General features: G+C 41.9%; 14 protein-coding genes. 1 reads left to right on the forward strand and 13 read right to left on the reverse strand.

The features are described 5' to 3' along the window. Position 1: 1 nt before the first annotated feature. The gene (locus AAHK14_RS03900) at positions 2-1,000 is read left to right on the forward strand and encodes a M48 family metallopeptidase (protein WP_065255141.1); all 999 of its coding nucleotides are present in this window, start codon (positions 2-4) and stop codon (positions 998-1,000) included. A 48-nt stretch (positions 1,001-1,048) separates the two neighbouring features. Here the strand turns inward: AAHK14_RS03900 and galE are convergent, their stop codons facing one another. The 13 genes from galE to odhB form a co-directional block, all read right to left on the reverse strand. Beyond that, positions 1,049-2,083 carry a UDP-glucose 4-epimerase GalE gene (galE, locus tag AAHK14_RS03905; protein ID WP_065255140.1) on the reverse strand — a complete coding sequence of 345 codons (1,035 nt, stop codon included), beginning with the start codon at positions 2,081-2,083 and terminating at the stop codon, positions 1,049-1,051. 23 nt (positions 2,084-2,106) lie between these two features. Then, positions 2,107-3,387 carry a UDP-glucose 6-dehydrogenase gene (locus AAHK14_RS03910; protein WP_156064983.1) on the reverse strand — a complete coding sequence of 427 codons (1,281 nt, stop codon included), beginning with the start codon at positions 3,385-3,387 and terminating at the stop codon, positions 2,107-2,109. A 34-nt stretch (positions 3,388-3,421) separates the two neighbouring features. Further along, entirely contained in the window at positions 3,422-5,044 is a 1,623-nt protein-coding gene (pgi, locus tag AAHK14_RS03915; RefSeq protein WP_194092515.1) for a glucose-6-phosphate isomerase, read from the reverse strand. 9 nt (positions 5,045-5,053) lie between these two features. Further along, a complete protein-coding gene (locus AAHK14_RS03920) occupies positions 5,054-5,917 on the reverse strand; it encodes a UTP--glucose-1-phosphate uridylyltransferase (RefSeq protein WP_065255137.1) in 864 nt (287 codons plus the stop codon). A gap of 2 nt (positions 5,918-5,919) precedes the next feature. Further along, positions 5,920-7,224 carry an alpha-2,8-polysialyltransferase family protein gene (locus tag AAHK14_RS03925; RefSeq protein WP_065255136.1) on the reverse strand — a complete coding sequence of 435 codons (1,305 nt, stop codon included), beginning with the start codon at positions 7,222-7,224 and terminating at the stop codon, positions 5,920-5,922. A 421-nt stretch (positions 7,225-7,645) separates the two neighbouring features. Beyond that, on the reverse strand, positions 7,646-8,719 hold the full coding sequence (locus tag AAHK14_RS03930) for a hypothetical protein (protein ID WP_065255135.1): 1,074 nt from the start codon (positions 8,717-8,719) through the stop codon (positions 7,646-7,648). Further along, positions 8,719-9,759: an N-acetylneuraminate synthase family protein gene (locus AAHK14_RS03935; protein ID WP_065255134.1), complete on the reverse strand. Its 1,041-nt coding sequence runs from the start codon at positions 9,757-9,759 to the stop codon at positions 8,719-8,721. The genes AAHK14_RS03930 and AAHK14_RS03935 overlap by 1 nt, the downstream gene beginning before the upstream one ends. Beyond that, on the reverse strand, positions 9,756-10,433 hold the full coding sequence (locus tag AAHK14_RS03940; RefSeq protein WP_065255133.1) for an acylneuraminate cytidylyltransferase family protein: 678 nt from the start codon (positions 10,431-10,433) through the stop codon (positions 9,756-9,758). The genes AAHK14_RS03935 and AAHK14_RS03940 overlap by 4 nt, the downstream gene beginning before the upstream one ends. Further along, complete coding sequence (gene neuC, locus AAHK14_RS03945; protein ID WP_065255132.1) at positions 10,430-11,554, reverse strand: UDP-N-acetylglucosamine 2-epimerase; 1,125 nt, start codon at positions 11,552-11,554, stop codon at positions 10,430-10,432. Before neuC ends, AAHK14_RS03940 begins: the two co-directional genes overlap by 4 nt. Positions 11,555-11,685: 131 nt before the next feature. Continuing rightward, positions 11,686-13,131 (reverse strand): dihydrolipoyl dehydrogenase, encoded by a 1,446-nt coding sequence (lpdA, locus tag AAHK14_RS03950; RefSeq protein ID WP_065255131.1) that lies wholly within the window; start codon positions 13,129-13,131, stop codon positions 11,686-11,688. A 32-nt stretch (positions 13,132-13,163) separates the two neighbouring features. Continuing rightward, the gene (locus AAHK14_RS03955) at positions 13,164-13,592 is read right to left on the reverse strand and encodes a PIN domain-containing protein (RefSeq protein ID WP_172823630.1); all 429 of its coding nucleotides are present in this window, start codon (positions 13,590-13,592) and stop codon (positions 13,164-13,166) included. A gap of 3 nt (positions 13,593-13,595) precedes the next feature. Then, positions 13,596-13,826 carry a hypothetical protein gene (locus tag AAHK14_RS03960; protein WP_062499036.1) on the reverse strand — a complete coding sequence of 77 codons (231 nt, stop codon included), beginning with the start codon at positions 13,824-13,826 and terminating at the stop codon, positions 13,596-13,598. 60 nt (positions 13,827-13,886) lie between these two features. Continuing rightward, positions 13,887-15,107, reverse strand: a complete 1,221-nt coding sequence (gene odhB, locus AAHK14_RS03965; protein WP_065255129.1) for a 2-oxoglutarate dehydrogenase complex dihydrolipoyllysine-residue succinyltransferase — start codon at positions 15,105-15,107, stop codon at positions 13,887-13,889. Positions 15,108-15,139: the final 32 nt, after the last annotated feature.

A 15,139-nucleotide genomic window follows, 5' to 3' on the forward strand; every position in this document is an offset into this window, starting at 1 on the left:
CATGAGTACACGCCCAATCACCGTACGCTATTTTGATGGCAAAACAAGCAAAGCCCATACCGCCCATATCCGCCCAAGCACCAGTCCCGATAGCTTTGTGCTAGAAGGCGATGACGTTGGCGGGGTATATCGGATTGCCGACTGTGAATTTATGCCAAGCGTGGGGCGGTCGGCAGGGGTGCTTGCCTTTGGTAGCGGTGAGCGGATTGAGCTGATTGGCGGTGTGCCTGATTGGCTTGAACTACACCACAAACGCCTATTTCACAAAATCTCCATCATGGAGAGCAGTTTTGGGTGGATTTTGGTCAGTTTGGTCGCTGTTGTTATTTTTATGACGGGCGTACTCAAATTTGGCGTGCCATTGGCATCGCACCACATCGCCCAGTCCCTACCCCCTGATGTTTTGATGGAAGTCGGACAAAAGGCAGAAGAACAAGTCATGGAGCTGACCGAGCCAAGCAAGCTATCACAGGCTCGCCAAGATGCGATAATCGCTCTGTACGACAAGCTAGATGGCAACCCCAAAGCCAAAGTGCTGGTGCGTGGGGGTGGGGTCATCGGAGCAAACGCCCTTGCCATCCCCAACAACACCATCGTCATCACAGACGAGCTTATCGAGCTTAGCGGAGATGACAACGAAATCCTAGCCGTGCTTGCCCATGAGCAGGGGCATTTGGTACATCGTCATAGCTTGGAGCGGGCGATTAGCAGTATTGGTGTGGGGGTACTGGTCATCGTCATCACAGGCGATGCGTCTGATTTGATACTTGCCCTACCAACCATGCTCGCCGCCGCCCAATACTCCCAAGATGCGGAGATGGAAGCGGATAAATTTGCCATCGATGAGCTAAAACGCCTTGGCATATCGCCCATGCACCTTGCCAACTTCTTTGAAAAGCTAAAAAAAGAACATGGCGATGGTCAAGGGCATTGGTCGGTGCTGTCCACGCACCCTGAGACGGATAAGCGGATTGAGCAGGTTAAGAAGCATAGTGAGTAGGGCATGACTGTCCTAATGTCGCAAAAACCGCCTTTGGGCGGTTTTGTTTTAGGGGCGGTAGCCTTTGGGATTTTGACTTTGCCAACGCCATGTATCCACGCACATACGCTGGGTGTCATATTCTGCCGTCCAGCCAAGCAGGTTTTTGGCTTTATCGCTACTGGCATAGCAAGTGGCAATGTCCCCTGCTCGTCTTGGGGCGATGACGTATGGCACGTTTTGCCCTGTGGCGTGGATAAAGGCATTGACCAGTTGTAGTACGCTTGTGCCGTTGCCTGTGCCTAGGTTAATCGGCTCAAAACCAAAAGCTCTCTCACGCCCTGCGATATAGTCCAGTGCCGACACATGACCTTTTGCCAAATCCACCACATGAATATAATCACGCACGCCTGTGCCGTCCACCGTGTCATAATCATCGCCAAACACGGATAGTTTTTCTAATTTACCCACCGCCACTTGTGAGATATAAGGCATAAGGTTGTTGGGAATGTCGCTTGGGTCTTCGCCAATCGCCCCTGACACGTCCGCCCCAATGGGGTTAAAGTAGCGTAGGGCGATGATGTTCCACACTTGGCTGTCCTGCACGGATTTTGCCAAATCTTCTAGGATATATTCTACCGTGAGTTTGGACTGCCCATAAGGGTTGGTGCAAGAGCGTTTGGCGGCCTCAGTAATGGGCAAGACTTCTGGGTCGCCATAGACGGTCGCCGATGATGAAAAGATAAAGTTAGTTACGCCTTTGTCTTTCATGACCTCCAAAAGATTTAGCGTGCCTGTTACGTTATTTTGGTAGTATTTAAGCGGTTTTGCCACGCTCTCGCCCACCGCTTTTAGCCCTGCAAAATGAATCACGCCAAAAAAGTCATATTCATCAAACACACGCTCCAAATGAGCCTTATCCAGTACATCGCCTTTGATAAAGGTTATCTCTGTACCGACAATCTTTTCTACACGCTCAATCGCCACAGGGCTAGAATTGGACAAATTGTCATATACCACAGGCGTATAACCTGCCTTGATGAGTTCAATCAAGGTATGCGAGCCAATATAGCCTGCTCCGCCTGTTACTAGGATTTTTTTCATGTCATACTCTCTTAAAAATGGGCTTAGTGATTTTTGCGACCAATACCAATATAATCACTGGTTAATAATTTAATCTCATCATCACTTAAAATATTTTTGGCATCAAATATCGGTACATTGTATTTATTTAATTCATAAACATCAGGCGGTGTTAATCCCGACCAATTAATGATAAATAAACTGTCTATTTCATTCAACTCATAAGGGTTGTTTGTGATTGAAAATAACCGCTCATTTTCATACATCGTTTGTAATTCAATCGTGGTATTATTGGTATAAACCACCGTTTTTATGTCATACGACCACAACAATTTTAATAATGGATGAATGGCACTGTTGGTACTAAGCCCTGCCCCAATGCGATAGCCTGCCCCCCATATCATCACGGTTTTATTTTCTATAAAGCCATTAAAATATCGCCAAAATTTTCTAAAAATCAGCTCTTTTTGGTCAGCATTAACATCAATCACGGCATTTAATACCTCTGATTTGACGTTTTGATTGTCAAATTGATTTTTTAATAAAGTCAATTCATTGGGCAAGGTCTTTCCGCCAAAGCCCCAACCTGCTCCCAAATATGCCGAACCGATACGGCTGTCCGACCCCATAATCCGCTCAATGTGCTTGATATTAATATTTTCTTTATCAGCAAGGCGTGTCATTTCGTTCATAAACGACAAGCGAGTGGCAAGCATTGCCATAATCGCACTGCGAGCAAATTCTATGGTTTTAATATTATCAATTTGGCATTGTTTGGCTTGGGATTTGATAAAAGAGATGATTTCACAATTTACCACGCTATTTGCTGTTTTTTCGCCAATCAATACCAAATCCGATTGATAAAAACTACCAAAATTCGCCCCGTCTTTCATAAAAATAAATGGCAAATAATACACCCATTTGCTAATCATCTCATTGGCAATTTGCTCCATTTTGCCAATATTATCTATACCGCTTAGGATAATTTGACTGTGCGGATTATCTTGGGTTTTGGTAAATAATGCCAATTCGTCATCGCTCATGTCATCAACAAATAGCCAGATTAAACTGCCTTGGGATTGTTTAATAAAATCAAGTGTATCATCACGGCTTTTTTTATGATGATGAGTGATTTTATGTTCATTGACATACAGCGACCATAAGGCATTAATTTGACGGTCAAAATGATAATGAAACAATGTCTCATCAATGGCATTTTTAATACTTAATAAATGCACTTTTTTATTTAAACTGGCAAGCAAAATCCCTGCATTAATCGCTTCATGATTTGCTCCGATGATATAGACCGTGTCGTGTGTTTTCATTATCATTTACCGTAATTTTTATTAAAAATACTTTTTAAAATTTGTCCTTAATTTTATTTAATAGCGTATTGGTTGATGAATCAAACGCCCCCACGCTTTGTTTATCACACAACACGTCATAGACCTGATTTGCCATGACTTTACCCACTTCCACGCCCCATTGGTCAAACGGGTTGATGCCCCAAATCACGCTCATCACATAGACTTTATGCTCATACAGAGCGATGAGCGAACCGAGCGTTTTTGGCGTTAGGCTGTCAAGTAAAAGCGTTGTGGACGGCTGATTGCCACGATATTGTTTAAATTTGGCAAAATCATCGTCATTTTTTTGTAATTCATCAGGCAAGGCATGATTGCCAAATGCCAACACCTGCGACTGAGCAAGGCAATTTGACAAGGAAAGCTCATGCTGTTCGGACAAATGGGCATTGGCGGTTTGATGCTGATGATAGCGATGAATGGGCGTGATAAAGTCGCAAGAGACTCTTTGCGTGCCTTGATGCAGGAGCTGATAAAAAGCGTGCTGAGCATTTGAACCAATGTCGCCCCACAAAATCGGACAAGTATCATAGCCGACCTGCTGACCGTCTCTGGCGACTGATTTGCCGTTGGATTCCATTTCAAGCTGGGTCAGATAGTTGGGAAAATGCGACAATCTGCCGTCATAAGGTAGCACGGTGTGGGCGTTAATCCTCAAAAAAGTGCTGTTCCACACACCCAAAAGCCCAAGCAAAACGGGCATATTTTGGGCAAAATCGGCTGTGGCAAAATGCCTGTCCATGTCGTTCGCCCCTGCCAGTAGCTCATAAAAGCCGTCCATGCCGATTTTTATGGCAATGGCAAGTCCGATGACCGACCACATACTAAACCGACCGCCGACCCAGTCCCACAGTAGCAACTGATTATTTTCATGAATGCCCCACTCGCTCATCTTGTCAGGGCGTGTGGAAATGCCGATAAAATGACGGCGTAAAATCGTGGGTTTGTTATCGTGGGCGGACAATAGCCAGCCTAAGGCGGTTTTGGCGTTGGAGAGCGTGTCTATCGTGCCAAATGATTTTGATGAAATAATAAACAGCGTGGTTTGGGGGTTTAGCACCTTTAACAGGCTGTCAAGTTGGGTGCCGTCCATGTTGGAGACGAAATGCACCCGAATGGACGTGTCCGCCCACTCGGACAGGGCAGTCGTTGCCATTAGAGGCCCCAAATCCGAACCGCCCACACCGATATTAACCACGTCCGTCATGGCGTGTCCTGCATAGCCACGCCACACGCCTGTGCGGATACGGCTGACAATGGTTTCGGCTTTGGCAAGGCTGTCGTGGACTTGGGCGTTTACGTCCGTGCCGTCCACGATGAGCGACCTGCCCTTTGGCAGACGTAAAGCGGTATGTAAGGCAGGGCGGTTTTCGGTGTCGTTTACTTTTTTACCTGTTAATAAGTCATTGATTTTATTGGATAATTGACAATCATCCGCCAAGGTCAATAACGCCGATAAAATCTCATCGTCAATCGCTTGTTTGCTAAAATCCATGTACATATCGCAAGCCGACACGCCAAACCGCTCGCCACGTTTGTCATCTTTGAACAGCTCGGTCAAGGTGCGGTTAGTTTGGGCAAGGGATTGCAGAGTTTGCCAAGTAGGGCTTTGGTTCATGACAAATCCTTAGAATGATTCGCCTATATGCTCGGCAAAATAACCAAACGCCTGTATATAGGTTTTCATGTCGCCTGCGTCAAAGCTCTCACCCTTTAAGGTCACCACGTCCATGCCCTGCTTACTGATAAGTGCATCAATGGCATCGGTCAGCTGAATCTCACCGCCCACAGACGGCTTGGTCTCCGCCAAAAAGTCAAAAATCTTTGGGTCAAACACATAGCGTCCTACCACCGCAAGGTTGGACGGAGCATCTTTTAAGAGGGGCTTTTCTACAAAACCCTTAACATCAAAAGATTGGTTAATGTTAGATTTGGCAATGGTTTGTTTATCACTAAGACAAGCAATGCCATATTTGTGTATATCATCGTCCGCCACAGGGTCAACGAGAATCTGCGAGCGACCCGTTTTGGCAAACATATCCAACATATACGCCAAATTATCCGCCTTAAAATCGGTCTTAAAGGGATCTAGCACCACATCAGGCAGCAGCACGGCAAAGGGGTTATCGCCCACGACTGCATGACCCTGTAATACCGCATGACCTAGACCTAGCGGACGACCTTGACGTACACTGATGATACGCACGTCATCAGGCAAAAAGTTTAGACTGTCCGCCAGCTCATTTTTGCCCTTTAAGCGAAGTTGGGTATCTAGTTCGCTGTTAATGTCAAAATAATTTTCTATCGCACTTTTTTGGGTGTGATTGACCAGTACGATATTTTTGATACCCGCACGCACCGCTTCTGTAACGACATAGTGAATGGCGGGCTTGTCGCCAAGTGGCAGAAGCTCTTTTGGCACGGCTTTGGAGAGTGGCAACATACGAGTGCCGAAACCTGCGGTGGGGATAATGGCGTGATTTATCCACATATTTACGATCCTAAAAACACAATATTGTTGAATTGTCTCAATATTTGAGCATGTTGTTCTAACATCTTTATCCCTTTACTGTTATTCTTGTTTTTTTGGTCTAATTCTCTTAATAAAAGATCCACGACAGAATATGCCTGAATATCAGGAGACATAATACAACTATAAACCAAAGCAGAAGACGTAATACCTATCACACTTTTAATCTGAGATTGCCTAATCACTTCTTCTATTAAAAATCCCGATTCACGAATAATTCTAATTCTTCCATCAGATTTTTTCTCCATAGATAAGAATCCCTCAAATACTTCTTTTTTCTCGTTCTTCGGATGAAGCTTTACATATATTCTACCGCAGGAAGAATTTAAAAGATTAGAAAAGATATTGTATATAATATCAAGGTATTCCTGGCTGTCAATTTGATAGTGCTGACTTAAATATAAGATATCATTATTTGAAATTCCATAGAAATTAATAATATTTTTTGCATAAGAAATTTGTTTTTCGTCCTGCTCTTCATATGTTGAATAGAAATAATGATGTGCAGAACTAAATATTTTCTGTGTTTTTTCGGGAAAAGTCGTATAAGAAAAATCAAAATCTAAAAAGGGAGCCAAAAAAGCCTTGATATTTTTATTGGGAAAATTACCAATTAAAAATTTTTGAGTTTCTGGATGTAGATATAGTTGTGATGCAAAAATTTTAGATTGCTTAATCAAGATATTAACATCTTCAACAATTTTGGAGCTTCTATTAAAAATTTCTGATTTTTGCAATGTATTTTTTGATATTTTTTTAATCAAATTTACATCTAATTTACCATGCTGATTATTCTGAATTTCTTTTGGGCTTAAAGCTCCTAGACGATAAGTTCCTAGACCCTCCTCTACTAAAAATAGTTGAATATTTTTCTTTTTTGCAATTGATGCAAAAACAGCATAATGGTGTTGAAAGCTATTTAAAAATATTTTTTTAGGTCTAACTTTTAATATAACCCTACGATAAGATTTATAAATTTTCACAAGATTATTAAAATTATAACTATTAGGGCTCTTTGGTAGTTTCAAAAAAATAACATTACTAAATTCATCACTAAATTGATCATGTATTAATTGGGGAACATGGTAATTAGCTTCTGTATAAACTACAATTAACACATTATTTTTATAGCAAAATTTTCTAATAAGACCTTCAATATGATTTAATTGCCCTAAATTAGATATGACAAATAAGTTGCTATCTTTTTTTACTTTTTTTTTGATAATATTATCCAAAGTGTAAGCTTTAGATCTATTGATATGTAGCATTATATACCCTCATTATTTGATTGAGTTGAAATTTACAATAACCTCACCTATTGATATAAATAGATAAAATTACTATACCTTATGTTGTGATAAAATTCTTTCATAATATACACAGGATAATCGCACTATATTTAATTTTTAGCAAATAAAATTATGTTTTTAAAGAAATTGGTAATTTTAAACATAAAATTATATAAAAATTCACCAAGCCAATTATGCCCTAAATAGTTTGTTAGAAATAAACTTAGATAAAATTACAGCTAACGAATTTGAGTTTTACTACGGAAACCGTTAACCCTAAGCTATGCCTAAGGGCAGGTTTCCGTCATGGTTCGACAGGTTCACCATGAACGGTTTTCTTTAATTTAGAGTTTTGCAGGAAATCTAATATAAAAATAACAGTAAATTCATAGTTAGGAGTTTAGAGGTATTCCAAGGCTTTCTGAATAGATTTTAACCTAGTTTTGTTTGTAAAAATCAACCAAATCTTTGGGTGATATAACAACACTCCTAACAGTTGACACATTATCTTTGATAGATGTCTATTGGAAAAGTGGGTTGATTGATTTTTACTGACACTCTCCAAATCCACAATATATTTAGGAGAATAAATTCTGTGTTTAAACCAGTTAACATTTAAAGAGTTCAACTCATCCAAAAACATACCACACCAACCGAAAATTTCTGCGGCATCTTTATCTAGGTAAGATCTACTTAGCAAGTAACAATTTTTACCCTGTAGCAAGCCTTCTACTATAGCAGATGAAGATATAGAAATATAACTATCTGCTTGACAGATATCAATATCTGACAGCTCATCAACCAATCTTACATTCGAAAAAGAGGCAAGATTTTGGCGAATTATTTCCAAATATTGATTATTTATATTATTACGAGTTTTATACAAAAATACTCTATTGGGGTAATTTTCTACCAATGAGACCAATTGAGCCAGAATCTTCTTGGTCAAATAATCATTCAGTTCTAGTTGGGTTTGCTCAAAGAAAATAACCTTATCTTGATGATAACTCTTATGGCATTCTGTGGCGATGAACCATGAAGCTCCATATAGCAATCCGTTATTTTTTACCTTAAAAGTTTGACAAAGTCTAGTATAGAACTCATAATCATCCAAGCAGTTCAGCCACACCTGATCAGCATTAAACCGAGTGATAAAAGCATCGACCTGGTAGTGACTGACAACCCCCGGAAATATGGAAATAATCTTTGTATTTGTAGATTGAAATCTCCCAATCAACTTATTTAACAGGAATCCACCCAAACAGCACACCAAATAGTCACAATGACCAAGTTGTTCCACTTCAGCCAAGGATAATTTTACTCCATCAAATGAGCTTGGTATATATACATCTGCACTTGCTTCAATGCCAAAAAATTTTATATCTGCTTTTCTGTATTGAGTAACTAATCTCAAAGCGGTGGCATAAACCGCTTTGAGATGAGAATCCCTTTGAAAAACAAAACCTATTTTCACTATTTTACATGCTCTTTTTTAATCTGTTCTCCGCATTTAATATCGGTGGCAGCAACTTTACCGATAAGATCATCATATTCATGAACAAGAAAATCACCTGTGCCAGGGCGACGCACCCATAAATTATCTTCCGTAAAGCTTTCACCTGCTTTAATATCAGTATACGCAACTACAGATGCAAAGGCAAAATCAATCGTAACCTGCTCTTCAGCAATAGCACCTTTTTCACCGCCTCGAGCTTTGGCAATTTGCTTGCTCGCTTCAATCAACTCTGCCATGCCTTTACCATCCATTGAGCAATTAATGTCAGGACCCAAACGATCGTAGGTATCTGTAAAATGACGTTCTAAGATACTTGCACCTATAGCGACAGCACCCATGCATACATAGTTATCCACACAGTGATCCGAAAGACCTACAACAGCATTCGGAAATTCTTTCTCAAGTTGATTGATGCCGCCTAGACGTACAAGTTCAGGTGGAGTTGGATAGACATTGGTACAATGCAACAATGCATAAGGTACACCTGCTCGCTCCATAATCTCAACTGATTTACGAATACTTTTAATATCATTCATACCTGTGGAGAGAATAATAGGCTTGCCAAATGATGCAACCAATTTAATCAACGGGTAGTTATTACACTCGCCCGAACCAATCTTATATGCTACAACACCCATACGCTCTAGGCGATAAACAGCTTCACGTGAAAATGGCGTGCTAATGAATATCATGCCCTTGGATTCTATATATTCCTTTAGAGCCGTTTCATCTTTTTCATTTAGAGCACAGCGCTCCATAATCTCATAAATAGAGACATCAGCATTGCCTGGAGTAACCTTCTTTGCCTCATCAGACATCTCATCTTCAACAACATGCGTCTGATGTTTAACTATCTCTGCACCAGCCTCATAAGCTGCATCCACCATTTGTTTTGCAATATCAAGAGAGCCTTCATGGTTGATGCCGATTTCAGCGATTACTAGAGGCTCGTAGTCATAACCAATATTACGATTACCAATTTTAAAGCTAGGTTTCATAAATTTTTACCTTTAATTAGTTCATTTGCTTTTTGCAGGTCTGCATAGGTATCAATATCAATGGATTTACATTCACTCATTTCCACAAAGCCCTGCGGTTGTACAAAAAAAGACATATTATCCAAGAGCTCCTTAAATCCAATCACATAGACCGCCCCATTAATACGAAATGCTTGAGGTAGTTGTTGTCTAGGCTGTTCCAAATCTGATAATTGTGTCACAGGATGATAACCATCATTGTTTTTTACAATCATTTTAAAAGGATGATGTTCAGATGCAGTAACAGTAACACAGGAACCCATATTATTACTCTTATACACATCAATAGCCAGTTGAATATCCTCTGATGTTCTTAGCGGACTTGTAGGTTGTAGTAGAACACAAACTTCCAAGCTCAATCCAAAGTCTCTGACAAGCTCAGCTACAGCATCAATAGTTTTAGCGGAGTCATTGGACGTTTCTGGACTACGCTTATGCACTTCCGCTTGATATTTTTCTGCTTCTTTTGCAATATTATCATCATCAGTTGATACGATAATACGCTTAATATCTGCAACCTCTTGAGCGGCTAAAATTGCTCTTGCAAGCAATGAATGCTCACCTACCAATTGCAAATTCTTACCTTTAATACCCTTAGACCCACCTCTGGCAGGAATGACCGCAACATAACTCATGGCTTAATATCCACAAAGACTTTTTGTACAGGAATACTCCACAACTCTTGACCATTTAAAAATTTCTCAAATAATTCCGTACTATTACCCTCACCAAAATGGGTAGATCTTTCAAGTCGTTCTCGAGAGATGGATTTAATTGCATTAATGATAGAAACCTCTTCATAATCACAATTAATAACAGTCTCACCTTTAAATCTTGCATTCTGACGAGTGCCAATATTAATACTAGGCAAACCGTAAAAAGGTGCTTCACGTATACCGGCACTAGAGTTGCCAATAATGAATTGTGCATTTTTTAATATAACTAGGAATGACTCAAAGCTCAGAGATGGGAATATTTTAAACTTAGGGTTATTCTCATAACGTTTAATGACTGTTAGAATTTTTGCACTACCAAAATCATTATTTGGATAAATAACTATATAATTTTTATCAAAACTATCCAATGCCTTAAATAAATTTTCGGCATATACATCAATCTCATTCTCTTCACTGGTTACAGGATGAAACATAACTACCCCATATTCATCAAAATTGATTTCGTATCTGGCTTTTACGTCAGATAAAGCGGGCAGTTTTGACGAGGTCATCACATCCAAGTCTGGCGAGCCGGCAATAAAAATACTATCAACCGCCTCTCCTAATTGAATAAGACGACGTTTTGCCTCTTCGTTAGCAACCATATGAATGTGCGATAATTTTGTAATAGAATGACGGATAGAGTCATCAATCGTACCTGAAAGCTCCCCACCTTCAATATGACATACACGAATGTGATTCAACGCACCAACTGTGGCACCTGCCAAAGCTTCTATACGATCTCCGTGAACTACAATCATATCTGGTTCTACCGCACCTGTCAGTCTTGATAAGATCATAATTGTATTGGCAAGTACTGCATCCATAGGCTCACTTGTATGCTGGTTCGGCATAAAATATGCATTAGTATAATTTTGCTTTTTTACCTCTTTATAAGTAGAACCATAAAGACGCATCATATGCATGCCAGTAACCAAAACATGCAACTCAAAATCTTCAGAATTTTCCACGATACCCATGAGATTTTTAATTTTGCCAAAGTCAGCTCTTGTTCCAGTAACAAACAATATTTTTTTCATCTCTTCTCTTAACCCAAAAAATAAAATAACATTGTAAACTTATAAAAGTAATTAACAGTTAATATCATACAAAATCTGCGAATATTCATAAAACAAGTCCCAATGTCCAAACACTGGGACTTGTTTTTGACTCAACGCTTCTTACGCTGAATCGCATGAATGGCTCGACCGTCCGCAGAAAGTACCGCTTCATGAACCGCTTCTGATACGGTTGGGTGAGCGAATGTCATGAGTTGTAAGTCTTCTACACTTGATACAAACTCTAAGGCAATCATGCCTTGATGAACAATGTCGCCAGCTCCGACGCCCACCATGTGTAGACCCAGTAAGCGGTCAGTCTTGGCATCAGCCACAACCTTAATCACGCCCACGCCCTCACCTTGTGCTAAGGCACGACCGTTGGCAGATAGGTTGAATGAACCCGTTTTGACTTCATATCCACGGGCTTTTGCCTGCTCTTCGGTCAAGCCCACCCACGCAATCTCAGGGTGCGTATAAATCACGCTGATGATGGTGTCGTAGTTTACCTGAGCTTTTTCGCCATGAATGCGTTCTACCGCCATCATGCCTTCTTCCATCGCTTTGTGGGCAAGCATCGGGCCACGCACCAAGTCGCCAATGGCATACACGCCATCTAGGTTGGTTTTGCATTGGTCGTCCACCGCCACAAGTCCACGCTCGGTAAGCTCAATGCCACAGCCGTCCGCAAGCAAGCCTTCACTGTACGCACGGCGACCCACGCACACGATAAGTTTGTCAAAGGTTTCGGCTTTGGTTTCGCCTTTGACATCCGTGGTTACAACCACTTCGCCACCCACCACCTCAGCACCTGTCACTTTGGTATCCACACGAATGTCAAGACCTTGTTTTTTAAGCAGTTTGCCTGCTTCTTTGGCAATGTCTTTGTCGGCAACTGCCAAAAACTCTGGCATGGCTTCATACACTACCACTTCTGAGCCGAGTCTTCGCCATACCGAGCCAAGCTCCAATCCAATCACGCCCGCACCAATCACGCCAAGACGTTTTGGGGCTTCCTTAAATTCTAAGGCACCAGTGCTGTCTACGATAAATTCGCCGTCAGTTTTGGCAACGGGGATTTCAATTGGCACAGAACCTGCCGCCAAAATCACATATTTGGCAGTAATGGTGGTCTCGGTGCCGTCATGAGCGGTAAATTTAACTTGCTTTTCGGCTGATTTACCGTCAAGCAAGGTACCCACGCCTTGTAGCCAGTCCACGCCATTGCCTTTTAATAGACCTGCCACACCTGCGGTCAAGCCTTTGACAATGCTGTCTTTGCGTTCTAGCATTTTTGATACGTCAATCGCCACATCGCCTGTCGTGATACCGTGTTCGGCAAGCTCATGGCGGGTTGCTTCGTAGCGGTGTGAGCTGTCAAGCAAGGCTTTTGACGGGATACAGCCCACGTTTAGGCAAGTACCGCCAAGGGCAGGTTCGCCTTTATGAATGCGTTTTTCGATACAAGCGGTGCTAAAGCCAAGCTGGCCTGCACGAATGGCAGCTTCATAGCCACCAGGCCCGCCACCGATAACCACTAAATCATATGAATTTTTCATAGTTATTACCTATATTTTTAAAGGATAAATTGTTAAGATTGGTTTGTTTTTGGCTTAAAAGGCAATACCAATTGCTTGATGTCATGAGCAATCGCCTGATACTCAGGGTCTTTATGCACCAAAATTGCACCCAAATGCTTGGCTGTACCTGCAATACACGCATCAGCAAACGACATTTTGGCGGTAGATTTATAAATGGCAGACTGTTCAATCAATGCCTGATTAAAATCCACCACTATTATTGGCATATCATAAAGCTCATTCATCTTTTTGTCCACAAATGCGTGTTCATGATGTTGGCGAATGAGTCGATACCGAAATTCCACCATGCTAATGGCACTCACAAAAATCGTGATACGCTCATGGATTGCCAAGTGTAGTAGCTCGGCAACTGTATCCGCCCCTTCTTCATTATCAAATAACGTCAAAATGGCAGATGTATCAAAGACATACGATTTCACCACCTATACTCGCTTGTCTTGCTGTCGGTCAAGAAGCAGCTCATCAACACCACCGCCCATGCCCGACCCACGAAATGCGTTAATGGCGTTGAGCATTTGCTGTTTACGCAGTGCGTGATACAACTCGCTGGCACTCTCATCAAACGACAACGTTACTTTTTTGTCCGTCAAAAGCGGATTGGTTTGGCAAAATCGTTTGATTTCATCAAAATTCATGTGTAATTGCATTGTCATTGTTAAGCCTTTTAATTGATACAAAGACGGATCAGATTTCCAATCCGTCTTTTTGACAAATTACAAATCCAAAATCAGACGTGCTGGGTCTTCGATAAGCTCTTTAATCGTTACCAAGAATTGTACCGCATCTTTACCGTCAATCAAACGGTGGTCATAAGACAGAGCCAAATACATCATCGGCAGGATAACCACTTGCCCATCGACCGCCATAGGACGCTCGTTAATGGCGTGCATACCTAGGATGGCAGTTTGTGGTGGGTTGATGATTGGGGTAGATAGGAGCGAGCCGAACACACCGCCGTTAGTGATGGTGAACGTACCGCCAGTCATCTCTTCGATGGCAAGCTTGCCTTCACGGGCTTTGGTGGCATAATCACGGATACCGCCTTCGATGTCGGCAAGACCCATGCTGTCGGTATCACGAAGTACAGGCACAACCAAACCACGGTCGCTTGACACCGCCACGCCCACGTCATAATAGCCGTGATACACAATGTCATCACCGTCAATAGAGGCATTGACCGCAGGGAAACGCTTCAACGCTTCGGTAGCCGCTTTTACAAATAGCGACATAAAGCCCAATTTTACGCCATGACGTTTTTCAAATTGGTCTTTGTATTTGGCACGCAAGTCCATCAGTGGCTTCATGTTCACTTCATTGAAAGTAGTAAGCATGGCGGTTTCTTGGGTGGCAGACAATAGACGCTCGGCGATACGCTTACGCAGACGAGTCATTGGCTCACGTTTTTCAATACGCTGACCGATAGCAGTAGCGATAACTTGACCGTTGTCGCCTTTTAGGGTGGGGTTAACCATGTCTGATTTGGTAACACGACCGCCACGACCTGAACCTTGTACGTCTGCTGGGTTTACGCCTGTTTCTTTGGCAGCTTTACGCACGGCAGGGCTTTGGTCTTTAAAGTCGCCTTCTGCTTCGGCTTTTGGCTGTACAGGGGCGGCAACGCTGGCTGGGTCAATGGTTGTGCCTTTGTCAGCTTCGTCTTTGGATAGCTCTTCGCTCTCAGCCTTTGGAGCAGCAGTAGCACCTGCTTCAAAGGTAGCGATGACTTCAGCAGACACCACGGTGCTGTCCACGCCTTTGGTAATGCTACTAATCACGCCATCATCAGGGGCAACCACTTCTAACACAACTTTGTCGGTCTCAATCTCGGCAAGCAGTTGGTCGCGGACAACTTGGTCGCCCTCGCTAACGTGCCATTCTACGATGGTGCCGTCTTGTACCGATTCTGGGAATACTGGGGCTTTGATTTCAGCCATGATAAACTCCGAGTTTACTTAAATTTAAAAAA

Origin of the sequence: Moraxella sp. K1664 (assembly GCF_039693965.1) — a bacterium.
In the GTDB taxonomy this organism is placed as follows: domain Bacteria; phylum Pseudomonadota; class Gammaproteobacteria; order Pseudomonadales; family Moraxellaceae; genus Moraxella.

Coding starts and splice junctions, on each gene's coding strand:
- AAHK14_RS03940 (WP_065255133.1), bottom strand. CDS start 10,433: ATGAGTTATGTTGCGGTCATTCCTGCCAGAGGTGGGTCTAAGGGTATT.
- pgi (WP_194092515.1), bottom strand. CDS start 5,044: ATGAACCAAAGCCCTACTTGGCAAACTCTGCAATCCCTTGCCCAAACT.
- odhB (WP_065255129.1), bottom strand. CDS start 15,107: ATGGCTGAAATCAAAGCCCCAGTATTCCCAGAATCGGTACAAGACGGC.
- AAHK14_RS03935 (WP_065255134.1), bottom strand. CDS start 9,759: ATGAAACCTAGCTTTAAAATTGGTAATCGTAATATTGGTTATGACTAC.
- galE (WP_065255140.1), bottom strand. CDS start 2,083: ATGAAAAAAATCCTAGTAACAGGCGGAGCAGGCTATATTGGCTCGCAT.
- AAHK14_RS03925 (WP_065255136.1), bottom strand. CDS start 7,224: ATGCTACATATCAATAGATCTAAAGCTTACACTTTGGATAATATTATC.
- AAHK14_RS03900 (WP_065255141.1), top strand. CDS start 2: ATGAGTACACGCCCAATCACCGTACGCTATTTTGATGGCAAAACAAGC.
- neuC (WP_065255132.1), bottom strand. CDS start 11,554: ATGAAAAAAATATTGTTTGTTACTGGAACAAGAGCTGACTTTGGCAAA.
- AAHK14_RS03910 (WP_156064983.1), bottom strand. CDS start 3,387: ATGAAAACACACGACACGGTCTATATCATCGGAGCAAATCATGAAGCG.
- lpdA (WP_065255131.1), bottom strand. CDS start 13,131: ATGAAAAATTCATATGATTTAGTGGTTATCGGTGGCGGGCCTGGTGGC.
- AAHK14_RS03920 (WP_065255137.1), bottom strand. CDS start 5,917: ATGTGGATAAATCACGCCATTATCCCCACCGCAGGTTTCGGCACTCGT.
- AAHK14_RS03960 (WP_062499036.1), bottom strand. CDS start 13,826: ATGACAATGCAATTACACATGAATTTTGATGAAATCAAACGATTTTGC.